Below are 24,672 nucleotides of genomic sequence, written 5' to 3'. Positions count from 1 at the left end.
AACAGATTGCAGATCAAGAGCTGTAAGTGAGCTGGCTTACCTCATATGCAGTGCAGCTGCACTTACATGACACGTTTGAACAGCTTCTCCAGGTCATAAGAAGAGAAAGAAACCACGATCGGTCGTCCATGCGGACATGTATATGGCTGGCGGCAAGCTGCCAGCCTGGACAGCAGAGCCTCTACCTCCTGCTCTGTAAGCTTCTGGTTGGCCTTGATGGACGCCTTGCAGGAGCAGAGAATGGAGGATTTCTCACGCAGTTTGGCCAGGTCGATGTAACGTTCGCTCAGCACCCATTCCGCCATTTCCTCAATGACCGCCTTCTCATCTCCCTCAGGGAACCAGTACGGCAAGGAACGTACCAGAAAAGTCTGCCCTCCGAAATGCTCAAGAAATACACCTGCCTGTTCGAACCAATGCAGCCTTTCACTGAGCTGGCGGCTCTCCGAAGGGGTGAATTCCAGGGTGATCGGCAGGAGAAGCTCCTGCGAAGCATCCTCGGGACGCCCGAATTTCTCATAATAATATTCATAATTAATCCGTTCATGTGCCGCATGCTGGTCAATCAGATAAAGCCCGCTGTCATTCTGGGCAATAAGATATGTCCCGTGATGCTGGCCGATGTAGTTCAGCTCAGGGAACTGAGGAAGCGCAGGATCTTCACTGCCGGTTGGAGCGTACAGCTCCTCTGCTGAAGGCATCCCTCCCCGGGGCGGCATTGCCCCGGCAGGCTGGCGGTAGCTGCCGCCAGTCCCTTCACGCGGCAATGAAGAAGTACTGCCGCTGTATGCCGCAGCAGACTCCCGGGCCACCGGCATTGCGCTCTGAGGCTCTCCCGTCCGCTGCTGTGCGTTGCCGGAGTAGCGTTCACCTGCTGCAGCCCCGTTGCCGAAGGGGGAAGCACCGCTGACTCCGCGGTTCCAAGCACCCGGTCTCTCTGCGGGACGATTAGCATCTGATGTACCCGCTTGCTGCAGATCACTCTGCGGAGCAACCCCGGAGGGCATATCACTTTGCGGACCAGCGGTCCGCGGGTCTGGACCGTCTTGATCATTGCGGGCCATGCCTGGCAAACCATCAGCTGGCTGAGGAATGGCTCCTTTTGGAAAGGCAAACTGCTCCTGGATAAAGGAACTGCTGCCCTTGGCGCCTATTATCTCTTTGCCCGGCCGCGGAATCAGACTCTGGCCCAGCAGAACCTTGCGGATCTCCTGCTCAACAAATGCGTACAGTTCGATCTCCTTACTGAAACGCACCTCCAATTTCGCCGGGTGTACATTGACGTCGACGAGTGACGGATGCATGTCCAGCTGCAATACGAGCAGCGGATAGCGGTTAATCGGCAGCAGCGTGTGATAAGCCCGCATAATAGCCGCATTCAGCCCGTTGCTGCGGATGTATCTTCCGCCTACAATCGTGGTGACCGCATTACGGTTGGAGCGGGTCCACTCCGGCCTGCTGACAAAGCCGGTAATCCGGTAATCCGGATCTTCTGCTGAGATCGGCAGCATCGCCTTGGCCGCTGATGTACCGTAAACGGCAGCAATCACCTGCAACAGATCGCCGTTGCCAAGTGTATGCAGCAGCTGATTGCCGTTGTGATGCAACGTAAAGGAGATGGACGGATGAGCCAAAGCCATCCGGTACATCGCATCCGAAATATGCCCCAGCTCGGTTTGGATGCTCTTCATATATTTCAGCCTTGCCGGTGTGTTGAAAAATAATTCCCTTACTGCAAGATCGCTTCCCTTACCGGAAGGTGTATCCTCATTGCGGATTAGCTTCCCGCCTTCGATATCAATCAGTCTGCCTTTACCATCATCACTGCTGGCAGTCAGAAGGGATACCTTCGAGACAGCGGCGATACTGGGCAGAGCCTCGCCGCGAAAGCCAAGGCTCGTGATCAGGAACAGATCACGTCCATTTGCAATCTTGCTGGTCGCATGCCGGTAGAAGGCGGTCTCACAGTCCTCAGGCTCAATACCTGAGCCGTTGTCTTTGACGCGGATGCTCTGCAGTCCGCCCTCTTCAACAGAAACCTCAATTCGGGTGCTGCCGGCATCAATCGCGTTCTCCACCAGCTCCTTTACAACGGAAGCCGGCCGCTCCACAACCTCACCCGCTGCAATCTGGTTGGCAATATGCTCGTCCAGTACATGAATTTTAGCCATTTTGTATTCACCTCGCCAATAGTGATGTTTGTTCTTCGCTAGAATTACGCTTTTTTGGAAATACCTTAAATTAAAGCTCTTTGGCTTTTTGCTTAAGCTCATTCAGCAGGCCCATTGCCTGCAGAGGGGTCATATTCATCAGATCTGCACTCTGAACAGCGGCAACCAGCTCTTTCAGTAGCGGATTTTCTTTAACAGGTGCAGGTGCGGAACCCGCTCCGCCTTTACGGTTCCTGCGCGGCTCTTCTTCTCCAAAGATCGACAGTTGTACGACTTCAGCGTCTGCTGCATCCGGCAGGAAAGCCAGCGATACGGCAGCTTTGGTGTAAGCTGATCCGCCTGATGTGCTCACGGCGGCTGCATTGCCCGCATGCATGTAGGCAGCATCATCTCCCGATGGCGATACATCCGCGTCTTGCGTTCGGCTTGCAGATAGTCCGCTTGCCTGTTCCTTCACACCATGACGGCTCTCATAGGCAGTCCCGTATTGCAGCGCTGGCGAGCCCGGAGGCGCAGACTGCTCAATGCTCTGGAGCAGACCGTATGCCCGGTCGATAATACCTTCCGGCAATCCGGCCAGCCGGGCGCAATAGATGCCATAGCTGCTGTCGGCGGCTCCCGGCACAAGCTTGCGCAGGAAGTTCACTTTGTCTCCACTCTCTTGCACGGCCATAGAATAATTCTTCAGGCCTTGCAGGCTCTGCTCCAAATGGGCCAGCTCATGAAAATGCGTCGAGACCAGTGCTTTGCAGGCAATGGTATCATGTACGTATTCAATTACCGCCTGGGCAATCGCCATGCCCTCGCTTGTCGAGGTGCCCCGGCCCAGCTCGTCAATAATAATAAGGCTGCGCGAAGTCGCTTTCTCAGTCATGACCTGAATATCGGCCATCTCCACCATAAAGGTGCTCTGCCCGCCGATCAGGTCATCCGCCGCTCCAATCCGTGTAAAGATCCGGTCTATCAGCGGAACCTCCGCGCTTTCTGCCGGAACGAAACAGCCGATTTGAGCCAGAATGCAGATCAGTGCCACCTGGCGCATGTAGGTGCTTTTTCCAGCCATGTTAGGGCCGGTGATGAGCAATATATTGCCTTCATTCTTGCTCAGTGTACTGCCGTTTGCTATAAATGCAGAATCTTTCAGCACCGCTTCTACTACCGGATGCCGTCCACCCGTAAGACGCAGGTCATAACCGTCGGATAGCTTGGGTTTTACAAACCGGTGCTCGGCGCTGACCGCAGCAAGACATTGATACACATCTATTTCTGCAACCTTCTCCGCCAAGGCCTGCAGCCGGGGAATTTGTGACCCGATACGGTCCCGCAGCTCGGTAAACAGGCTGTATTCGAGATCGGTCATTTTGTCCTGGGCTTCCAGAATCAGCGCTTCTTTCTCTTTCAGCTCAGGGGTAACATAACGCTCTGCATTCGCCAAGGTCTGCTTGCGTTCATATCTTCCTTCCGGCAAGGAAGCAAGATTGGAGCGGGTAATTTCTATATAATAGCCGAAAATTTTGTTATAGCCGATCTTCAGCGACTTGATGCCTGTAGCCTGGCGCTCCTTCGCCTCCAGCTCGGCGATCCAGCGTTTGCCGCTGCTGCTAGCTTCCCGCAGCTCGTCCAGACGCTCATGATAGCCTGTCCGGATAATTCCCCCGTCCCGCACAGATACCGGCGCATCCTCGGTAATGGCCCGCTCGATATCCTCACGCAGCTCTGCACATTCATCCATGGTGGAACCGATCTCTCTCAGGGTCTCTGAACCTGAAGTCAGACACATATCTTTCAGGGCTGGTATTTGCGCCAGTGACTGCTTCAGGGCATTCATGTCGCGTCCGTTAGCACTGCCGAAGGCGATACGCCCGACGAGCCGCTCCAGGTCATAGATTTCTTTCAGCGCCCCGCGCAAATCCTCACGGACAATAAACTGGTTATAGAGATAATCTACAGCCTCCAGACGACGCTCAATCGGTGCCCGCTGCAAGAGCGGCTTGTCGATTCTGCGGCGCAGGAGACGCCCGCCCATCGAGGTTTCGGTGCGGTCCAGCAGCCAGAGCAGTGAACCTTTTTTGGAGCGCTCGCGCACCGTTTCAGTGAGCTCCAGATTGCGGCGTGTGAACGGATCCAGAATCATATAGTTGCCAGGCTCATACGGCGAAATCTGGCTAAGCTGTCCCAGGGAACGCCGCTGGGTTTCACTCAAATAGGAAATCAGCATCGCCAGACATTTGCCCCGTTCACTCTCCAGACGCACCCAGGCCGCTTCGCCGAACTGGCGGCGGGCCAATTCCTCTTCGCGTTTCTCCCAAGGAGTGTACACGACCGGCTTCGCCAGCAGTGAGGCCTCACTGCGCAAACTCTCGAGCAGGTCAGCATCTCCGATAATCTCGGCTGGCTCATAAATGCCGATCTCGTCACGCAGCCATTCCGAACCTGAAAGAACGGAAGTGACATACAGCTCACCCGTAGTCAAATCGCAGGCAGCCAGAGCCATCATCCCGTCCTGCTCGGTCACGCAAACGAGGTAGTTGTTACTTTTGTCCGTAATAATTTTGCCGTCCATTACTGTACCCGGTGTGACAACGCGGACAATATCCCGGCGCACCATGCCCTTTGTTACGGCGGGATCATCCAGCTGCTCGCAAATCGCAACTTTGTAGCCCTTTTCGATCAAACGCTGTATGTAACCTTCCGCGGCATGGTATGGCACTCCGCACATCGGAATGCGCTCTTCGCCCCCACCCTCACGGCCGGTTAAAGTAATCTCAAGCTCTTTCGAAGCCAGAACCGCATCCTCGAAGAACATTTCATAAAAATCGCCCAGCCGGAAAAAAAGGAAAGCGTCCTTTGCCCCTTCTTTGACCTTTAAATACTGTTCTATCATCGGCGTATATTTTGCCATCATTGACCTCCATACCTATCTTCTGTGTTCTCTATTATAACAGAAACCTGCAAGGCAAAGTCACCCCGGGAAGTCACAATAAGCGAACACTAAGAGAACACCAGAGCTGGAACGCTGCCTGCATCGGGTGCATTACAGATATTGTTAATTATAGCCATTGAAGATCAACATGACCATATGATGTGCTTTTTCAATAATTTGCTGTAAAATTATAAAGGAATTATTATACATTACTGAAACTGAAGGAGGTACAAGCTTGATACGCAAACTAAATGAAGCCGACCGGGAAGATTTGATGGAACTGGTAGGCAAAAATCCGGCTATCAATTTATACATTATCGGAGACGTGGAAAATTTCGGGTTCGAGCAGGATTTCATGGAGCTTTGGGGAGAAAGTGACTCTGTAGACGGGCCGTTAAAAGCAGTGATACTGCGTTTCTACGGAAGTTATTTGCCATATTCAGAGGGGCCTTTTGATGCGGAGGGTTTTGCGGAACTGTTGCGCAGAAACAAAAACGCCGAAATGATCTCAGGCTCTTTAGAGGTTGTGCGGACACTCAGTAAATGGTTGAATATCCGGCAGGAAAAAGAGATGCTTTTCGCCGAGCTGACAGAGATGAATGAGGAAATCCGTACAGCGGCATCCGCTCCTGTGCCCATCCAAAAAGCTACAACACAGGATGTGGATGCCATTTGTACATTGACGGATGTTATTACAGAGTTTACCAGCAGTCCAGAGGATGCTCGTAAAACTCTGCTCAAAACGCTGGAAAGCGGAACCGGCCGCACCTACTTCGTGGAACAGAACGGGGAAGTAATTGCTACCGCGTCAACCGCGGCGGAAAATTCCCGGTCAGCGATGATAGTCGCCGTAGCCACCCATCCGGAATACAGAGGACAAAAATTAGCTTCACAGGTAGTCGCACAGCTTTGTGCCGATATTCTGGCCGAGGGAAAATCGCTATGCCTTTTCTATAACAATCCTCAAGCAGGCTTAATCTACAAAAAGCTCGGTTTCCGCGATATCGACAAATGGTCCATGACTTATCTACATAAAGAAAATCAACTTACAGGCGCAGGTGCATAAGCCTCAGGGCGACAGAATTCCCAACCTGATTACCGCTGATTCCTCATGGACTCTTTCCCGGTCCACAGCGGACGGATATCCCGCGATTCATCCCAGGTCTGTTCCGCGGAGATGCAGCGGAACAGCGGTTCCACGTAAGGGGCGGCGCGCGCGTAGCCGTCCAGTGCGCGAAGCTGGGCCTGCAATGGAGCCCAGGCGGCGCGCAGCAGATCTTTGCTGCCGCTGTAATAGGCGGCATGCAGCTCTTCCCGGTCCAGCGGGCGCTGCGTCAGGTCTTCATAGCGGCTCACGATCAGGTGAGCCAGGAAGACCGCGCCTTTGGCGATGACCGGGGACACCAGGAAGCTCGGCAAGGTCCGGTATTCAAAGCCGCCATGCGGCTGAATACGGAAATCGCCGAGCACCCCGTAACGCGGACGCCGCGCCGCAGCCCGGGCGTCCTCCAGCAGCAGCAGCGGCAACGCCAAGTAGTTGTCGAGCGCGCGCAGCAGCGGCGCCGTCAGCCGGACGCCGCTGAAGTGCAGGTGGCCGCCGAGGGCCCAGCCCCGCAGCGGCATGCCTCCCGCCCGCCAGCGGAGCGAGCGGTCGGATACCATCCGGTCCGCCGTGGCTGCGGCGGACATCAGCTGCGCCAGCAGTGCGCGCGGTTCCCCGCGCGGCGCAGGGCGCAGCTCAGCGACCGGGAACATGCCGCGCGTTCCCGGAGGTCCGGCGTCGCAGCCCGCGACGCCGTCTACGGGCAGGAACCGCGACGCGGGCACGACGCGGCCGGAGGTTTCCCGGAGCAGAAGAAACTCCGGGTCCATGCCCATCAGCATGCCTGGACGGCCAGGCAGCTCCCGGGCAAGGTCGTGGTCCAGCGCCAGCGACGCTGTACGGTAAGGCTCCGGCAGCGGCTTGCCGGCAGGTTCCGCGAGCGGAAGGATTTGTTCCACAAGGTATCGCCTTCCGCCCATAGCCTTTAGCCGGACTTCACCGCTGTCCAGCCCCAGGCTGTATAAAGCTCTAACCGCAATTCCCCTCACCAGTCCGGCAGTTCCGCGCCGCTCCGGGCCGGGGCTGTAATGCGCCTGTTCACCGGGTATTCCGTAATCTCCGGGAATTCCAGGGTCTCCATAATTATCAATTTCACCCTCATCAAGCAAGCTAACACCGGTACCCCCGGACACACTATCCCCACCGCCCGATGCATCTGGGCGGGAATTCCCCGCTGCAGCACTCATGGCCCTGCCGGTACCCAGTGGTGTGATCTCAAGCACTGCCAAGTTGAATACTTTAACCAAGTATTGCTGTTTGTGTCTATCCATATCGGGACCCTTCTTATATGTATGGCCATTTGCAACAGCTATTCTTCCGGCTTGCCCTGCATCCCTCTCCAAGCGATTCCCGCCGGCAGACAGAGCAGCCTCCAGTCCACAGCGCCGCAGCCGGAGCTCTTGTTGCTCCGGAGTTAGGTGCAGGTACTCCTTTAACCCTTCATTCACGCTGGCTCCTCCCTAGTGGTTCGTTCCCCTAACTTTAGATCTTCCCGTTCTTGATGCTGAAAAATAAATAAAAAATAAAAAGGAGGGCATTCGCCCTCTCGCCGCCGCCCTCACTACATATAATGGATTATAACCCACCCGATATTCAGTTGGCGGCGGCGCATTCCTTCCTTACAGCTCATCATCCAGGGCGTCAGGATCCAGATCATCGAAATCAAAGCTTTCACCGTCGAAATCGTAATCCTTGTCTTCCGGATCATCCGTTTGGTCAGTGACAAACACGCGAACCTTGGTCTCAGCCACCAGTTCCGCTTCGAATTCCCGCTCTACGCGAAGTGTCACACTGCCGCCGCCCGGAGAGACACCGGCTTCCACACAATTTGGTTCCTGCGTTGCCTCCGCAGAGACCTCTACCGTGGAAGCACGGTGTCTCGGATCCAGATACGACAGCGGAATGAGCTCCACGTAGGAGACCGTTTCCTTGGCTACCTCGGTCTGCTTGTTTTTGTCGTACGAATACCAGATGTTCACATCGTAAGTACCGATTACTTCGATTCCGTTTCCGGCGGCAACCGCTTCGTACTGGTGGTTAATAATCCAAGCCCCCAGAATACTTGTCGGATGATGTGGCGGAGTCACGGTATGAGTTGCGGTAGAGAACTTACGACCTTTGCCGCAAATTGCCTTCGTAATGATCTCCCTTGTTTGACGTTTATGACTTAATGACATCTTTAAACCTCCTCCATACAATCATTCACTATCAAGTGTATGCACGTTCTGGGCATTTGTTGATTGTTAGAGTAGAAATAAATTTGGGTAAGCCCTCCATGCGCCCCGTTATAAGATTCATAGTTCATTTTATTGCAATAATCCCCTGGTTATGAGTACATAACAAAAAACGGACAGCCCACAGGGCAACCGTAGAACTTCCGTCAAGCCGCGACTCCACTCCTGCTATTGCAGCCCGTTATTCTTCTTTTCAGAACAGCAAAGACACCCGCAGCAACCGCCTGCGGGTGTCTTCGTACGAGGTTTTATAACGGTATAACCCGCATAATCCCCAAATCTCGGTGCCTGCTGAGATCAATGAAATCCTCATCAATATTAACCAATGGCCGCAGCGGATCATGCGCGAGAATCATGATGATTTTGCCTATCCGCCCATCCGAGAGCACTACTTCGTTGCCTATCATTGACTGCATCAGCTTATTGATAAAGACACTGCAAATATAAGGGTCAAGCTTGCCGTAGACATTATCCTCCATCTGCCTCAAAACCTCATATAAAGGCGAGGCCTTCCGGTAGTAGCGGTCAGAAGTCATCGCATGGAAAATATCCACCACGGCAACTATTTTACTGAAATCAGTAATCCGGTGGCCCAGAACACCGAAAGGATATCCGCTGCCATCCATGCGCTCATGATGCTGCAGCGCAACGAGTGCCTGCATATGATTGGTGCCTACCGTGTCCCTGATCATCTCGTATCCAATAGTGGTATGCTTTTTCATCATCGCAAGCTCTTCTTCATTGAGGGGTCCGGGCTTGGACAAAATTTCAGCAGGTATCATAATTTTCCCGATATCATGAAGCGTTGCGGCAATGGTCAGCATACTTAGTTCTTCCGGTTTCAGCTTGAGCCACTTCCCCAGAAGTGTAGACAAAATTCCGACTGCAACATTATGTCTGTATGTATAATCATCCTTGGACTGCAACGCAGCCAATATTCCGTAAAAATCGTTCTTCTCACTAACCCGCTGAATAAAGGGAATGACTTCATTGCGCAGCTCAATCATGGGCAGCCGTTTGCTCTTGTTAAAACGTAGTTGCTCAAAGATACTCTCCATCGCAGACGTGCACTCGTCAACCGCAATCTGATAGAAGGCTGCACTGTCCACTTGAACCACATCATGCGGCTCGAGAAAGATTTTGTGCTGACTGATCAGACGGATATGATCACTGCTTAACAAAGTCAGTGCGGGCAGAACAAACACGCCATTATGGTTGAAGAGATTCTCAACAAGCTGTTTACCGATATATTGTTCATTGCTGTTGTTCAATAGTCCTCACCTACCTGCGCAGAAATTCACCTATGCGAACCGTCTGCAGTAATTGGAACTTTCACTGCCCCATCTTCTAATGAATAACACATTAATCCTGTTGACTGAACAAAAACTGAACGACGGGACAATTACCAGCTCACTTTTAGTTCTTACATATCTTATCGTTATTTTACGCAGCAATGTTAATACCTCACCGACATTTACATCTTATAGATTACGAGGGGCCCCGGAAAGCGGCCGGTCGTTTCAACGGTTTGGCTTCAACCGGAACCTTATGGCGTTTGGCAATTTTCAGATAAAGTGCCAGCTCCCGGCAGAGCTGCAGAATCGCAGAACGGACCTCGAACTCTTCACGGGTTTCCGGCAGCTCCATCCGCTCGAACTCCTGCTCAAGCGCATCCAGCAGCCGCTCCGTCCGTCCGGTGTATTCCTCTGCCAGTACATCATTAGAAAGCTGATCGAACAATTCGGCAACCATATCTCCATGCGGCAGCTGCCGGTACACCTGGGAGAGCAATTGCATCATATTCTGGATCGACTCCAGTTGCTCCTTTCGCATATAGAAATAAATATTCCAGGCTTCATCCGGATGAATCACATGATTTTCCATTTCCCTGGACGCAGCCGTAAGTCCCCGCTGCACAGCCTCGTTCGCACCGATAAGCTCCTTACCGTCCCACACATAACCCGGGTCCCGCAGCGTCCTTGCCATTTGTACAAATATGATCGAAAAGTACTTGTCGACCTCCTTGCGGATACCCGCAATTACCCCGCCGGTCTGCGGCATATAGATCAGATTGACCAGACCCGCCGATCCCAGGCCCACAACCAGCAGCTCAATCTGCTGCAGCAGAACATGAAGTGACAGCTCAGCTTGTCCGAACACGCGGAACACGATTACCGAGCTGGTAACGATGCCCTCCTTAAAGCCCGATTTAACGATCAGCGGGAAACCGAACAGCACATACAAGCCAAGTACCCAATAATGAAAGCCCAGGGTGAAAAATAGAATACAACCTAAAAAGAGTCCCACAAGCGAGGCTGAGAAACGCGCCATTATCGTTCGGAGACTCCTTTTACGCGTAGTTTCCACTCCGAGGATCGCAAGCAGGCCCGCGCTTTGCGCGTTGGGTATGCCTATAGCGGCTGCCAGCAGAATGGACAGCAGCGTTGCCGCCGCTGTTTTGATAATTCGAAATCCCATGTAAATACCTCTCCTTGGCTTTTCATCATTCAGGTAAAGATATAAACATGGTACAAGATTTTCAGAGGAGACACAATATGACATGTTTCTCACCGCCTCGACAACAACAGCTTCTCCACATAGACGACCATCTGGTACATCGCCGTAGCCACCGCTGCAATGATCAGCAGACTGGACATGACAAGAGTGAAATTGAACACCTGAAAACCATATATGATCAGATATCCAAGCCCCGACCTCGCGACTAGAAATTCACCGACAATTACACCTACCCAGGACATGCCAACGTTTACTTTCAAAGTCGAAACAACCGTAGGAAAGGATGCCGGCAGGATAACCTTAAAGAACTCCTGTACTTTGGTCGCCCCAAACGACCTGACCACCTTCACGAGATTCGGGTCTACGCTGCAAAAGCTGTTATACACAACAAGTGTTGTAATGAGAACAGTGATGGATAGGGTAGTGATTACGATTGCGGTAAATCCGGCACCAAACATCACGATAAAGATAGGCCCCAGCGCTACCTTAGGCATACTGTTGAAAACGACCATGTACGGGTCAAGCACCGCTGATAAAAAAGGCGACCACCAGATGATCACTGCCAGCAATGTTCCAAGCAGCGTTCCGAGTACAAAGCCGACCACGGTCTCCCCTACGGTAATCCCCAAATGCGGCCAGAGGCTTCCGCTGATCATGTCTTCCCAGATCTGACGGAAGATCTTCGTCGGATAGCTGAACAGCAGTTCGTCAATCCAACCCAGCCGGGCTCCTGCTTCCCATAGCAGAAAAAACAGCAGCAGCAGACTGCCCCGCACGGCCATGACCCTGCTCTGCCAGCGCCTTTTTTTCTTCCTGTAATCGCTATGCTTCTGCTCCAGCCATTGTGCGCGGGAAGCCGTTATTTCGCTTTGCTGACTTGATTTCACACGTCTTCCCTCCCAGCCAACTCCATTTCCTTCCAGACTCCATGAAAAAGCTCCGCGAAACCGGGCAAGTCCCTCGCGTACAGCGGGGGCGTATTGCGTATTTCCTCCGGAACGGTAAATATTTTACGTATTCTTCCCGGGTTCCGCTGCAGCAGAATCACCCTGCTGCTGACGGCGATCGCCTCTGACAGATCATGGGTAACCAGAACCGCCGTGGTTCCACGGCGGCGTAGCGTCTCGGATACCAGATCCTCGAGCTGCAGCTTGATCTGATAATCAAGCGCAGAGAACGGCTCATCCAGCAGCAGCAGCCCCGGGTCGGTGGCCAGTGTCCGTACCAGTGCCACACGCTGGCGCATGCCGCCGGACAGCTGTGACGGATAGGCTTGCTCCTTGCCCTCCAGCCCCATATCCTTCAGCAGCTCCAGCGTTTTTTGACGCGTGCTTTCGTTCAGATTTCCGGTGAGCTCCAGTCCAAGCAGCGCGTTGTCCAGGATCGTCCGCCAAGGAAAAAGGTAATCTTGCTGGAGCATATACCCTACCTCCGGGGAGGGTCCCTTGAGACTATGTCCGTTAACGAATACTTCGCCGCGGGATGGACTGAGCAGCCCGGCAATGATCGACAGCAGTGTCGTCTTGCCGCAGCCGCTCGGCCCGACGAGACTGACGAACTCCCCTTGTTCTACACTGAGGCTGAGGTCCTCAATGGCCAGAGAAGCCTCGCGGTCACCCAGATAGGCATGCGTCACTTCCTCCAATTGCACTACTGGCAGCATATCAGCCCCTCCTAACCCTTAATCAATTTGACGAAGACAACGCCTACTTGACGTTGTCTTTCGCTTTTTCCGCAAAGCTGTTGTTCACAATTTTCTCCGCCGGAACCCGTTCTTTCAGCTCTCCGGCATTATCCATCACATCCAGCAGATTGTTCCACTCTTCGTTGTCCACGACCGGATCTACGGCATAGGTGTCCTGCTCTTTATAGCGCTTGATCGCGGAGATCACAATCTCACGCTCCGTTTTATCAAAATACGGAAGTACCGCATCGGCAATCTCTTCGGGACTATGCTCTTTCACCCATAGCTGTGCACGCTGGATTGCATTGGTAAATTTTTGCACAGTATCACTATTTTTTTTGATATAACTCCCCTTGGACATAAAAGCCGTATAAGGAAGATAACCGCTCTCCACCCCAAAGGATGCCACCACCTGGCCCCGGTCTTCACTCTCAAAAATAGAAGCCTGCGGCTCAAACAGCTGTACATAATCACCTGTCCCGGAGGCGAAGGCACCGGCAATATTGGCAAAGTCGATATTTTGAATCAGCGTGAGGTCCTTTTCGGCATCAATCCCTTTGTTAAACAAAGTAAAGGCACCCGCCATTTGCGGCATTCCCCCTTTTCTTTGTCCAAGGAAGGTCGACCCCTTTACTTTATCCCAGTTAAAGTCCGCATCCGGTGTGCGGGCGAACAGGAACGTGCCGTCCCGCTGGGTCAGCTGGGCAAAAGTGATAACGGGATCATCCGCTCCCTGCTGATATACATAAATTGAAGTTTCTGGACCAACAAGCGCCACGTCAATAGCTCCTGAGAGCAATGCGGTCATTGTTTTGTCACCGCCGGGTATAGTCTGAAGCTCAACATCCAGCCCCTCTTCCTTAAAGAAGTTCTGGGATAATGCCACATATTCGGGCGCATAAAAGACGGATCGGGTGACTTCGCCGATCTTCACTTTTACCGCAGCCGAGTCTCCGCCGCAGCCGGCGAGCACTGAAAAACACAAGGCGAGAATCATGAGCGACAGTGACAGCTTTTTCTTGTTTTTCATTCTTCATTCTCCTTTCTTCCCGGGTCTTTTGCCCTTGCTTGCAGCTTATGCGAATGCCTACAGAAAGGTTAAAGAGTATGTGTAGTATCGTTTGCGCTTCATTATAGAACTTCAAAGTGAAAGAACTGGCGCATATTTCGGTTCCTTGCATGAAATTATTTAAATGAAAATACGATTTTCCGCATAAACACGAGATATCAGAAGAATACAAACAATAATCAATGATATATCAGTCTAAATCTTAATAAATCGCTTAATTCGTTGATTTTTCGTTTGTGCAAACGTTTTACCAAAATCATGCATTCGACTAAGATATCAATAAAGCGCTTATCACATCAACATACTAATGAAGCTATTTATCGGAGGGGTCCGCAACAGATGCAGCGCAAGCCTTTAACCTTGACTAACCGCCGCATGATGTGCATTTTGGCCATCGCAGGCATAACTGCTGCCCTGCTTGCCGGATGCTCTGACAACAACAGTACAAGCGCCGTCCAGCCTACCGCTTCTACGGCACCAGAACTTTCACCCGCGGCTTCAAGCGGCGATCCGCAAAACTCTCCTCAAGTCTCCGGGCAATCGGTTGCTGCAGTTGATGAACAGCCCTCCACGGTCTTTTACGAAATCTTTGTCCGTTCCTTTTATGATTCCGACGGGGATGGGATCGGTGATTTACGGGGCATTACAGAGAAGCTGGATTACTTGAATGACGGGAATCCCGCGACCCGGGACGATCTTGGAATCGGCGGAATCTGGCTTATGCCCGTCAATTCCTCACCCAGCTATCACGGATATGATGTAACCGATTACCGCACTATCAACCCCCAGTACGGGACAGTTGCGGATATGCAGGAGCTGATAAAAGAAGCTCATAAGCGGGGAATCAAAATCATAATGGATCTGGTTGTGAATCATACCTCCAAGGAGCATCCATGGTTTGTGGATTCCGCCAAAAACAAGGAAAGTAAGTATAGAGACTGGTATGTCTGGGCCGAAGACCAAAACCGTCCGGTTAGCGGCACCAGCGCTGCCGGCAGCGGGAATCCATGGCACTCTGTGCGGGGCAGCCACTATATGGGCACCTTCTGGGACGGAATGCCTGATTTGAACTTTGATAATCCTGATGTTCGCAGTGAGATGAAGGATATTGGTAAATATTGGATGGATCTAGGGGTGGATGGCTTCCGTCTGGATGCCGCCAAGCATATCTACGAAGATCAGGTATCGGATAGAAGCGAGGCAACAACTGCCAAAAACGTGGCATGGTGGCAAGAATTCCGCAAAGCGATAACCGAGGTGAACCCGCAGGCGTATATCGTGGGGGAGGTATGGGAGAATTCAGCTGTTACCGTAGGGGCCTATCTGGATCAAGCATTTGATTCGGGGTTTAATTTCGGCCTGGCCGAAGCAGTGCTGAATTCTGCCAATACAGAAAAAGACAGTGGGATTGCCTTTACTCTGGAGCGAACTTACAAGCTATATTCGCAGATTTCGGGAGGAGCATTTACAGATGCCACTTTCCTGAATAATCATGATAAGAACAGAGTTATGAGCCAGCTTGCGAACAATCCGGATCATGCCAGAATGGCCGCAGCTATTCTGCTGACCTTGCCGGGCAACCCGTTTATTTATTATGGGGAAGAGATAGGAATGCTTGGAGTGAAGCCCGATGAAGGCCTCCGTGAGCCTATGAAATGGACTGCCGATGGTCAAGGAGATGGCCAGACCACTTGGGAGCAGGCAAAGAATAACGCCGCTAATTCCGGTGCTGATGTGGAGAGTCAGCTGCAGAACAGAGGTTCTCTGCTGGAGCATTACCGTCAGCTTATTTCCTTGCGCAATGAAGTACCTGCACTGAAAGACGGTGGAATTCGCGAGTATTCTTCCGGAAACAGTGGCATTATGGCCTTCGAACGGATCACTGCCGGAGAGCAAGTATTGGTGGTTCACAATTTAACTGGCGGGACACAGAAGATTCCTCTACCTTCCGGCACGAACACCGTTACTTATTCTTCAATAATCAAGACGTTCCGGGGAGAAGCAGGTCTGGCGGACAACATGCTTACACTGCCTGCTTATTCCACAATTATTCTGGAGTAAACACTGGAGATGTTTGCATTACCCACTCATAGAGAGCAGAGCATATCTGCGCTTTCGTAACCGGAATGGCAACCATCCAGTCCTCCGCGGCTTCGCAGCTCATACGCAGCAGCCAGCCGCTGGAGGTATCTTCAATAAAAAAGGCATGCTGGAGCTTACACTCCTCTTTACTGCGTGAACACAGCTTAAGCTCTCCTTCAGCCGTTTTGTTCTTCATGACCTTCGCAAGCTGTGCGGATTGTAGCAAATCCCCTGTTTCCGCTGTCAGACATTCTGCCAAAAAACACAAGCTGTAGGTTGCGGCGCTTTCTTTTAGCTCCTCATATCTCCGTCTGGACAGTTGCAGACACGGTACATCCTCTACGCTAAACTCTTCAGGCTCAAAGCAATTAAACAGATAATAACAAGCGCGCTGCACCTTCTGTGGATCGCTCAGTCTATAGACGAAGGAATCTGAGGGCTCAATGCCTGCGATCAATGTTATATCCTTATGAACCTGCAGGCAGATATCCTGTACTTGATCACCTTCACAGTATTTTAACCGGCATATTCGGTCCGCGGATGCTGCCATTTGCATCAGATCCGAAATTTCCTTCCCCGCTGGCTTATCTGGGAACAGAAAATTAGCTAAATATACCTTATCCTTTTTATTCACATTGATATATCCTTCCCGGATCCCGCTAACATTGGAATCACACTGCAATAAAAAAAGTCCCAAACTATAAAACTTGTAATCTTTATGTTATCATAAGCTAATTTTAAGGTAAAATTAAGAAATGAGGGGTATGATCTATATCATGAAATACTTGTAGCGAGGTGATTTCAAAATGAGAATGCTCATCACATTTCAGAACAAGCTTGTACCTGTGTACTTCACTACAGAAAACAAACAGCCCACCCAGAAGGTTATCCGGTTGCTGAACAGCACACTGGAGCTCAAAATCCAGAAGGGCAAAAGTGCTCTGCAGAAATGCTTAAATTCTCTGATTAGTATCGAAATTAAAGGCTCTGAAGCTATATTGCACAGTTATAGTGAAAATGATTCATTGGCGCTATCCCTCTATTAATTAGAGGGGTAGTTTTTTTGTGCAGAAAAAAAGCACACCCCTTCATTAAGAAGGGATGTGCTCTGCTCGCTCTATATGTTGGCCGGCTATCTGTACTTCAGCGGCATATCTTCAACTAATCCGGTGATTTCTGTTCTCTTCCTTTTCTGCCTTCTGAATCCGCAGTTTGAACAACTTCACTAAGTTGCGACGAGTCTGCTCTTCGTGACAGTTGTCCAGTTTTTTAATGATAAAACGGTCGATGGACATGTCAATCGCTCCTTCTTCAATAAGTTGTATTGCCAACCTGAGGTGAGGAAATCATTTCCTTTTATCCTTGTAACACCTATATAACCGGGTCCTGTATTCCTTAAACTTTGCCCAAAATTGAAAAAAAAGCTGAGTCAGAGCGGTTTCACTACATATTGATGTTCTGCCAAAAAAACAATTCGTCCATTAAGAGATGTAGTAGCCCTGCAAAGAAAAGGCCTTTGCTGTCGAGCAAATAAAAATTTGTTTCGACTGTTATTTACAAACTAAATATTAAATGCTATATTATTGATAGTAAGTATTAAATATATATCTAAGGAGAAATCATAATGTCTAATGTACTTTTCATCAAAGCCAATAACCGCCCTGCAGATCAATCCGTAAGCGTTCAGCTTTACAACGAATTCCTGGCAAGCTACAAGGAGTCCCATCCGCAAGACGAAATCACTGAACTGGATTTGTTCGCAGAGCAACTTCCTTATTATGACAACACACTGATTACCGGTGTTTATAAAGCCGCTCAAGGCTACGAAGCTACTCCTGAAGAAGCTGCCGGCGCTGCACTGGTTAAGAAATACCTGAATCAGTTCCTTGCCGCTGACAAAGTAGTATTTGCTTTCCCGCTCTGGAACATGACTGTTCCGGCTGTACTTCATACTTACATCGACTACCTGAACCAGGCAGGCACCACATTCAAATACACTGCTGAAGGTCCAGTTGGCTTGCTGACTGACAAAAAAGCAGCTGTACTCAATGCCAGAGGCGGCATCTATTCCGAAGGACCGGCAGCAAGCGCTGAAATGGCCGTTAACTTCATCATGGGCAACCTGAACTTCTGGGGCTTCAAAGATACTACACAAGTGATTATTGAAGGCCACAACCAGAACCCTGCACAATCCGCAGAAATCATCGCGAGCGGTTTGCAACTGGCCAAGACTGCTGCTGCATCGTTCTAAGAACACACCAGTATTAAAGGTCCGGTTCTAAAGATAGACATCCGTACTTTAATTAGGTATATGCATTGCAATTAGCCGGACTTTTATTTATATATAGCAAGGGCGCAGCTTCTTTGGAGCTGCGCCCTTGCGTTACAAGAGGGTCTCCTTACAGCCATTCTAAGGCTCCAGGGACCCTCTTGTTGTGGTTTACTGTTGCTTAGTTTATTGTTGCTTAGTTATACTGCTCCTCAATATTCCTCCAGCTCCCGGCGCCAGCCGGAATTTCTGGAACGGGAAGGCGCTGCCTTGGTCGCAGCGGCTGCTGTTTTCCGCTTCTGCTTCACCTCTTTGCTGCTCTGGTACAGCAGCTCCTTCTGGGTTTTGCGGTAATTCAGCAGCCTTTTCTCTTCCAGCACTCCGGTCGAGACTGCCGCAAGGACTGCGCAGCCCTCTTCGCGTTCATGTCTGCAATCGCTAAAGCGGCAATCTGCTGCCAGACTGCTGATATCCCCGAACGCGAGATCAAGTCCGCCTTCATCCTCCCACAGCTGCATTTCGCGCATTCCCGGCGTATCGACAATGATACCGCCGTCCGGGAGGATGAACAGTTCCCGGTGAGTGGTCGTGTGCCGCCCCCGGCTGTCCCCTTCCCTGACATCCTGGGTGAGCTGCAGGGTTGCTCCGCTAAGCCAGTTAACCAATGTTGACTTGCCGCAGCCCGAGGAGCCGGTCAGGGCCACTGTCTGACCGCTGCCAATATAGGGCAGCAGTTTATCCCGCCCGTCTCCGAGCAAGGCGCTGACTGCATACACGGCCACTCCGGGCGCTGCCCGCTCCATCTCTGCAATTTTGCTCTCTGCATCATCACACAAATCCGCTTTGGTCAGCAGGATCACCGGATTTGCCCCGCTGTTCCAGGCCATGATCAGATATCTTTCCATCCGCCGGACATTAAAATCGTCATTTAACGCACTGACAAGGAATAAAGTGTCTACGTTGGAGGCCACAATCTGTTCCTCATTTGTATTTCCCGCCACCTTCCGCGAGATCACACTTTGGCGGGGCAGCACACCATGAATAACGGCATGTTCTCCACCATCCAACATCGCCAGTGACACCCAGTCACCGATTGCCGGATAATCCCCGGAATCGGTTAAGGTATGTCTGAGCCTGCCTGCCAGCTCACCCCAGGTTTCTCCCGTTTCTGTCATAACCCTGTACTTGCTGCCGAAATCGCCGACAATTCTGCCGGGTACAAATGTTCTGTTTTCCAAACTTTGATGCAGTTCGTTCCACTTGTTAATCCAGGTTTTATTCCAGCCATATTGTTCTATTGTCATCTAAATCCTCCTGATTGTTTAGTTCGTACACTCCCGGCCCGGCTTCGAAAGAAGCCGGCATCGGAAATAAATCACTTCGTTTCTTCTGACCAACGTGTATTACGGGAACACAAAAAGCCGCCGGAATCCTCATTCCGGCGGCGGACTTCACAGAAACTCTCCCCTGCACTATGGCAAGGGACAATTTCTGTGAAGTCAAGATCAGAGCAAGCCATTCCTCCCCCTGAAGAGGAGAATCAGCACATTTCTGAGCGTGAATCCGGTGTGCACGAATACAATAACCGTATCCGTACTTACCGATCCACACAAAAAAGCCGCCGGAACACATACGGTTCCCGGCGGCTCTAAAAGGCATCGTAGAGCTTACCCGCAAAGCTGCGTGTTACTTACACTGCAGCTGCTGTTCCCGGAAGACACGTATTCACAACAGTAGTTACCAATCGCGCAATTGCAATATAAACTGTCATATAACATCGTCTCCTTCCGAACTAATATGCTGTAATAATAAACTTGCCGGCAGCATATTGTCAACAGCAAAGCTAAAGAATCCCCTTCAACTCATAAAGCTCATGGATGGTTTTCCATGGATGCACATCCAGCTTCTCATCCCATTCATGATTACGCTTCAGCCAGATTGTTTCCATACCCGCCTTGCCCGCACCCCAGATATCGTTCACCGGATGATCGCCGATGAACAGCGTCTGTTCCGCAGTTGTGCCCAGACGCTCAAGTGCAAGACGGTAAATTGCCGGATCCGGCTTGCTGATTCCTGCTTCGCCGGAAATGACTATTGTTTTAAAGAAGCCGCGCAGTCCAAGAAGATCGATTTTGCCATATTGGATCTGTTTCTTGCCGTTCGTAACCAGACCTAGAATATAGCCCTGCTCCCGGCAGTAGTTCAAAATATCTTCGGCGTACTTCATAAGCGCTCCGTGCCCGGTGTAGGTCTCATCATAATAGGTCCGGATGTCCGCAGCCGACACTGCCTTCTCCCACGGCAGCACCTCGCTGAGCTCGGCAAAAAAACCATCCTTGTCCCGGTACCCGTCGGCATCCCGTACAATAATATCCTCTACTACCCGCTGCGCTTCTTCCGGCTGCAAATGCCCGAGGAGATCACGTACAAATTGTTCGCTGAAACTGCGGAAGGTTGAATCGCGGTCCATGAGCGTGTTATCCAGATCAAACAGAAGTGCTTGTACTTTGTTCATGCAATAATTCTCCTAATCTATGAATTCTTCCGGAACGTGTTACCAGAAATTCATTGTACTATGCCAACATGAACAAAGAAAAGACCGTTCTGCTGACAGGCGCCTCAGTGCCCCTCAACTGAACAGTCTTTCTAGTGTTAATTGTAAATCGTTCATTCATTCAAAATGCTCGGGCCGATGGGTCAGCATCATCTCTTCCTCCGTGATGTACAGGGGAAATGGCGGTGTTTCTTTCAGATAACGTTCAGTGTGCAGCAGGCGGTAATGAACCTCCGGCAGCCAGGCATCCTCGAGCAGCGGCAGCTTGCCGGTGTCGTTGATATAATTATCCACAGCCGACTGAACCATATCAATATAATAAGGCACCATCTTGTCAGCTTCCTCAAAAATTTCGAACGTTTCCCGCGACATGTAAAACTTCTGATGAGGCACTCCGCCCAAATATCTCTTGAGCCGGATAAGGTCAATGCTCTTATCCTCCAGAATCAGTGCGGTACGGTTGATCGGAGCAGGCATATCTTCTTCAAATTGCCTAACAGCTTGCTTGATCTGCGGCAAAGTAACAGTGAGATGAATGGGAGGTGTATTTTTTTTCGCGCGTTTGAATATCATACTGAAAGTCTCCTTTCGAAGTATATGTCAGATAACGCTTACAATTCCAGTTTATTCGTTATTCGGACATTTAATCAGTCGAACCTTCAATTGTCACAAAAAATCCCCATTTATTAGATCATTATTTGACATTTTCCCAGTGAGTCCACATCTCCGGCGGGTTAAGCTCATATTTGTCATTTTCCCGGTACATAAACTGGTGCATGATGAACTCCCGGCGGATCGAGGCATAATCCTCATGGAATGGTCTGATAAACTCGTTGATTTCTTTTTCCGTATACACTACACCGGGTTCAAGCTTCTCAACCATATATTGCAGTGCGATCAGCTTCTTCTTGTATTGTGCGGGAATCTGGCGCAGCCGGCCGTCTTTGGCAAAAAAGTTGCGCAGCACTGAATCCTTCAGGCTCTTTTCCGTAGATAACTCGTCCATATCTTCTGCCCCCTTGGCAAAAATAAATCTAAGCGATGCCTCTGAACCGGCCTCGATAAACTCAGGGTTCAACGAAAAGTAAACCGTATTCTTGTCTCTGCGTTCCTTGATCATTGCGGCCTCCCGGAGCTTGGCGGCATGATGTGTTACGGTAGGCTGTGATAAATTAAGTTTCTCCGCCAGCGCCTGTCCGTGCACCTCCCCCTTGGACAGCAGCAGCAGCATGCGCAGGCGTGTCGGGTCGGATAAAGCTTTATGGTAATTCACAATTTTCTCCAGCTGCATCGGGGTCACTCTCCTATAACATTTACAAGCAATTTTTACGATTAAACTATGTTTAGATATATATCTAATTATACTCCAATCCAATCTCGAGAGCAATAACGATTAGCTGAATATGCTGCACAGATAGCAAAAACATTAAATTTAAGGTACGATTTAGAGAAAAGAAAGTATACATCAGGAGGTTGCCATCCATATGAAAGACGTCATTATTATCGGGGCAGGTCCCTGCGGGCTTTCGGCCGCAATGGAATGCCAGCGCCAAGGGCTGTCCAGCCTGATCATTGAAAAAAACTTTATTGTTCACTCCATTTATCTGTATCCGACCAGCATGCAGTTCTTCAGTACAACCTCTTTATTGGAGATTGGTGATGTGCCCTTCACCTCACCCAATGACAAGCCTTACCGCCATGAAGCACTCGTCTATTACCGCCGCGCCGCCGAGCAGCATGGACTCGAGATTGCCGCTTACGAAGAAGCGCTCTCAGTCGAACGTCTGGAGGACGGAAGTTTCGCTGTACATACGATCACTAAACGGGGGGAACAGCTAACCCATGCAGCCTCAAACGTGGTGATCTCCACCGGTTACTTCGACCAGCCCAATATGATCGGCATCCCCGGGGAGGAGCTCCCTAAGGTCACGCACTATTTCGGTGAAGCCCATCCCTATACGGGGATGAAGGTTACTGTCATCGGCGGCAGCAATTCTGCTGTGGATGCGGCACTTGAGTTAATGCGGGTGGGCGCTTCCGTAGATATGGTCTACCGGGGAGCCAGCATTTCGCAGAACATCAAACCGTGGGTACGGCCTATCTTTGAAAGCATGGTAGCTAAAGAAAAGATAACGCTCCATCTGGAATCACGGGTAACCGAAATTACACCCGGTTCAGTCATTGTTACTAAATCAAACGGTGAGACACTTGAACTCGACAATGATTTTGTACTCGCCTTAACCGGCTTCCGCCCCAGCAGGACACTTCTGTCTTCCGCAGGGGCAATAATGGACGACGAACAGGATAAACCTGCCTATAACCCGTCCACGATGGAAACTAACATCCCGGGACTTTATGTAGCCGGTGTTATCGCCTCCGGACGCAATGCCAATGAGGTATTCATCGAAACCGGACGGGGCCACGGGAAGCTGATTGCAGATCACATCATTTCAAAACGGCTTACTTAGAATAAGGAGTGTTTCGTTACGATGGATATCACCTCGCTCCTCCTGCTGGGCCTCGCAGCCCTCGGCATTATCAGCAGCAATTCACCGGTAACGATCGCAATGGTTGTGCTGCTGCTGCTGAGGGTGCTTGGACTGCAGCAGGCTTTTCCGTGGCTGGAAAAGTATGGCCTGACTGTCGGGATCATCATCCTTACCATCGGTGTGATGACTCCGCTGGCGAGCGGTAAAATATCGCTGCAAATGATCTGGCATTCCTTTTACCACTGGAAATCGCTGCTTGCCATTGGGATCGGTATTCTTGTTGCCTATTTGGGTGGGCGTGGAGCAGTGCTTATGGGCAGCCAGCCTACGATCGTTGCCGGCCTGCTGATCGGCACGGTTATCGGTGTCGCTTTCTTCAAGGGCGTACCCGTAGGTCCGCTGATCGCGGCAGGTATCCTCTCCCTGCTGATTGGACGTGGATAATGGTTTAAAGATGGAGACAGGCAGGCCACTCTGCTCACTGTGAGCGGAGTGGCCTGCCTGTTTGGTATGTCGGGATGCGGATGAAGCTTATAAACCTGTTCCCTCAACCCGGTATTTTTCCTCGAGTTCTGAGCGGTAATGGGGGTCATAGCGAATGAGCTTGGGAAGTGAGCAATCGAGCATTCCGCTGTTGCTGCCGTCCGGATGAGTGCTCGTTGGCTCAGTTAGGGCCTGTTCTTTGACTCTTCTAATGACCTCCTCGTCTATTTCTACCGTTTCCTCATCCACACTTTCTGCATCAACAATGCTAAGCGGGACGAGCACTGTATTACAGATCTCTATACCACTGTGATCTATGAGTGACACATCAATGCTCAAGCTGACTAAGCCGCAATCTATAGGCTGGATTGTATAAATCCCCAGTAAAAGGTCATTTGGCATTTCGGGCTGCTCAATAATGACTCTGCCACTGGTATCCTGTGGATAGCCCTTTACTTTCCCGTCCCAATGGACCCCTGCTGGAAGCTGCAGTTCAAGTACCGCTTGCTTCACCCCGCCAAGTGGCTCCAAATGGACCCAGAGGTGATTCATTCCCTCTTCATTCTCCAGCACAGATTTTGCAAGACGCACCTCAATCGTAATTTCTGCTCCAGTCATGGGGTGTTGCCCCCCTTCAGCAGCCGGTTCACCGTTTCAACCAGCTCGGACTTTAACGCTGCAGATATGCGCGGACTAACCGTAAGCATCACATCTTCATTAATGACTAGGGTCTCATTGCGGAAAATATGCTCCGTTTGGTAGAAACGCAGCCGTTCACCAATCTTAGCCACTTCCTCCGCAGGCAATCCCGTAAGCTTCTCTTGAATATCTGCCAGACTCTCCCCGCTTTTGGACAAGGTCAGGATCGCCCGCAAATATTCCAGATGCCGGTCGGTATAGACCCGTTTGTTGCCGGATAACTCCAGCGGTGGCAGAAGCCCGATTTGCGTATAGTACCGTATCGTTCTTAGATTCATATCCGGCTCTTCCCGCTGAACAAGATCGGCAAGCTGTTTGCCGGTATAGGTATTCATCCAACCATCCTCCCGTTCGCAAAAATGATTTAAACTTCCGACATTAGTTACACTTCGCTGT

General features: G+C 50.8%; 23 protein-coding genes. 6 read left to right on the top strand and 17 right to left on the bottom strand.

What is annotated here, in order from left to right; genetic code table 11:
- Positions 1 to 62: 62 nt before the first annotated feature.
- Positions 63 to 2,171 (bottom strand): DNA mismatch repair endonuclease MutL, encoded by a 2,109-nt coding sequence (gene mutL / locus NYE29_RS24965; RefSeq protein ID WP_340897905.1) that lies wholly within the window; start codon positions 2,169 to 2,171, stop codon positions 63 to 65.
- Positions 2,172 to 2,241: 70 nt separating this feature from the next.
- Positions 2,242 to 5,073 (bottom strand): DNA mismatch repair protein MutS, encoded by a 2,832-nt coding sequence (mutS, locus tag NYE29_RS24960; protein ID WP_340897903.1) that lies wholly within the window; start codon positions 5,071 to 5,073, stop codon positions 2,242 to 2,244.
- 256 nt (positions 5,074 to 5,329) lie between these two features.
- Here mutS and NYE29_RS24955 point away from each other — a divergent pair, with 256 nt between their 5' ends.
- Positions 5,330 to 6,160 (top strand): GNAT family N-acetyltransferase, encoded by an 831-nt coding sequence (locus NYE29_RS24955; protein WP_340897902.1) that lies wholly within the window; start codon positions 5,330 to 5,332, stop codon positions 6,158 to 6,160.
- 29 nt (positions 6,161 to 6,189) lie between these two features.
- Here NYE29_RS24955 and NYE29_RS24950 read toward each other — a convergent pair whose 3' ends face one another.
- From NYE29_RS24950 to NYE29_RS24920, 7 genes are all read right to left on the bottom strand, one after another.
- Positions 6,190 to 7,644 carry a putative amidoligase domain-containing protein gene (locus tag NYE29_RS24950; protein WP_340897901.1) on the bottom strand — a complete coding sequence of 485 codons (1,455 nt, stop codon included), beginning with the start codon at positions 7,642 to 7,644 and terminating at the stop codon, positions 6,190 to 6,192.
- A gap of 171 nt (positions 7,645 to 7,815) precedes the next feature.
- Positions 7,816 to 8,373: an outer spore coat protein CotE gene (locus tag NYE29_RS24945; protein WP_038593037.1), complete on the bottom strand. Its 558-nt coding sequence runs from the start codon at positions 8,371 to 8,373 to the stop codon at positions 7,816 to 7,818.
- A gap of 305 nt (positions 8,374 to 8,678) precedes the next feature.
- Positions 8,679 to 9,701 (bottom strand): HD-GYP domain-containing protein, encoded by a 1,023-nt coding sequence (locus NYE29_RS24940; RefSeq protein WP_038593039.1) that lies wholly within the window; start codon positions 9,699 to 9,701, stop codon positions 8,679 to 8,681.
- Positions 9,702 to 9,918: 217 nt separating this feature from the next.
- Positions 9,919 to 10,908, bottom strand: a complete 990-nt coding sequence (locus tag NYE29_RS24935; protein WP_038593041.1) for an aromatic acid exporter family protein — start codon at positions 10,906 to 10,908, stop codon at positions 9,919 to 9,921.
- Positions 10,909 to 10,997: 89 nt separating this feature from the next.
- A complete protein-coding gene (locus tag NYE29_RS24930) occupies positions 10,998 to 11,786 on the bottom strand; it encodes an ABC transporter permease (RefSeq protein ID WP_445322218.1) in 789 nt (262 codons plus the stop codon).
- 44 nt (positions 11,787 to 11,830) lie between these two features.
- Entirely contained in the window at positions 11,831 to 12,610 is a 780-nt protein-coding gene (locus NYE29_RS24925) for an ABC transporter ATP-binding protein (RefSeq protein WP_340897897.1), read from the bottom strand.
- Between the two features lie 43 nt (positions 12,611 to 12,653).
- A complete protein-coding gene (locus tag NYE29_RS24920) occupies positions 12,654 to 13,661 on the bottom strand; it encodes an ABC transporter substrate-binding protein (RefSeq protein ID WP_340897896.1) in 1,008 nt (335 codons plus the stop codon).
- A 378-nt stretch (positions 13,662 to 14,039) separates the two neighbouring features.
- Here NYE29_RS24920 and NYE29_RS24915 point away from each other — a divergent pair, with 378 nt between their 5' ends.
- A complete protein-coding gene (locus NYE29_RS24915) occupies positions 14,040 to 15,761 on the top strand; it encodes an alpha-amylase family glycosyl hydrolase (protein ID WP_340897895.1) in 1,722 nt (573 codons plus the stop codon).
- On the opposite strand, the gene NYE29_RS24910 is transcribed toward NYE29_RS24915, so the two are convergent.
- Positions 15,748 to 16,332, bottom strand: coding sequence for a hypothetical protein (locus tag NYE29_RS24910; protein ID WP_340897894.1), 585 nt, complete (start codon positions 16,330 to 16,332; stop codon positions 15,748 to 15,750). The genes NYE29_RS24915 and NYE29_RS24910 overlap by 14 nt on opposite strands.
- Before the next feature lie 256 nt (positions 16,333 to 16,588).
- Between NYE29_RS24910 and NYE29_RS24905 the strand changes: the two genes are divergently transcribed.
- Entirely contained in the window at positions 16,589 to 16,828 is a 240-nt protein-coding gene (locus NYE29_RS24905; RefSeq protein WP_038593052.1) for a hypothetical protein, read from the top strand.
- Positions 16,829 to 16,939: 111 nt separating this feature from the next.
- On the opposite strand, the gene NYE29_RS24900 is transcribed toward NYE29_RS24905, so the two are convergent.
- Entirely contained in the window at positions 16,940 to 17,113 is a 174-nt protein-coding gene (locus NYE29_RS24900) for a hypothetical protein (protein WP_340899901.1), read from the bottom strand.
- A 293-nt stretch (positions 17,114 to 17,406) separates the two neighbouring features.
- Here NYE29_RS24900 and NYE29_RS24895 point away from each other — a divergent pair, with 293 nt between their 5' ends.
- Entirely contained in the window at positions 17,407 to 18,033 is a 627-nt protein-coding gene (locus tag NYE29_RS24895) for an FMN-dependent NADH-azoreductase (protein WP_038593055.1), read from the top strand.
- Between the two features lie 230 nt (positions 18,034 to 18,263).
- Here NYE29_RS24895 and rsgA read toward each other — a convergent pair whose 3' ends face one another.
- The 4 genes from rsgA to NYE29_RS24875 form a co-directional block, all read right to left on the bottom strand.
- The gene (gene rsgA / locus NYE29_RS24890; protein ID WP_340897893.1) at positions 18,264 to 19,355 is read right to left on the bottom strand and encodes a ribosome small subunit-dependent GTPase A; all 1,092 of its coding nucleotides are present in this window, start codon (positions 19,353 to 19,355) and stop codon (positions 18,264 to 18,266) included.
- A 539-nt stretch (positions 19,356 to 19,894) separates the two neighbouring features.
- Positions 19,895 to 20,566: an HAD family hydrolase gene (locus NYE29_RS24885; protein ID WP_340897892.1), complete on the bottom strand. Its 672-nt coding sequence runs from the start codon at positions 20,564 to 20,566 to the stop codon at positions 19,895 to 19,897.
- 156 nt (positions 20,567 to 20,722) lie between these two features.
- Positions 20,723 to 21,178, bottom strand: coding sequence for a DUF3939 domain-containing protein (locus NYE29_RS24880; protein WP_076109485.1), 456 nt, complete (start codon positions 21,176 to 21,178; stop codon positions 20,723 to 20,725).
- A gap of 121 nt (positions 21,179 to 21,299) precedes the next feature.
- A complete protein-coding gene (locus tag NYE29_RS24875) occupies positions 21,300 to 21,896 on the bottom strand; it encodes a DUF2087 domain-containing protein (protein ID WP_340897891.1) in 597 nt (198 codons plus the stop codon).
- A gap of 193 nt (positions 21,897 to 22,089) precedes the next feature.
- On the opposite strand from NYE29_RS24875, the gene NYE29_RS24870 reads away from it, so the two are divergent.
- The gene (locus NYE29_RS24870; protein ID WP_076109483.1) at positions 22,090 to 23,073 is read left to right on the top strand and encodes a YpdA family putative bacillithiol disulfide reductase; all 984 of its coding nucleotides are present in this window, start codon (positions 22,090 to 22,092) and stop codon (positions 23,071 to 23,073) included.
- A 21-nt stretch (positions 23,074 to 23,094) separates the two neighbouring features.
- Complete coding sequence (locus NYE29_RS24865; protein WP_076109482.1) at positions 23,095 to 23,538, top strand: DUF441 domain-containing protein; 444 nt, start codon at positions 23,095 to 23,097, stop codon at positions 23,536 to 23,538.
- Positions 23,539 to 23,625: 87 nt separating this feature from the next.
- On the opposite strand, the gene NYE29_RS24860 is transcribed toward NYE29_RS24865, so the two are convergent.
- Entirely contained in the window at positions 23,626 to 24,195 is a 570-nt protein-coding gene (locus NYE29_RS24860; RefSeq protein ID WP_076109481.1) for a hypothetical protein, read from the bottom strand.
- Positions 24,192 to 24,611, bottom strand: a complete 420-nt coding sequence (locus tag NYE29_RS24855) for a MerR family transcriptional regulator (protein WP_076109480.1) — start codon at positions 24,609 to 24,611, stop codon at positions 24,192 to 24,194. Before NYE29_RS24855 ends, NYE29_RS24860 begins: the two co-directional genes overlap by 4 nt.
- Positions 24,612 to 24,672: the final 61 nt, after the last annotated feature.

The sequence above is a fragment of the Paenibacillus sp. FSL M7-1046 genome (genome assembly GCF_038007405.1).
Lineage (GTDB): Bacteria > Bacillota > Bacilli > Paenibacillales > Paenibacillaceae > Paenibacillus_AQ.
Note: the sequence above shows the minus strand (reverse complement) of the source record. Positions and strands in the feature narration are given on the sequence as shown.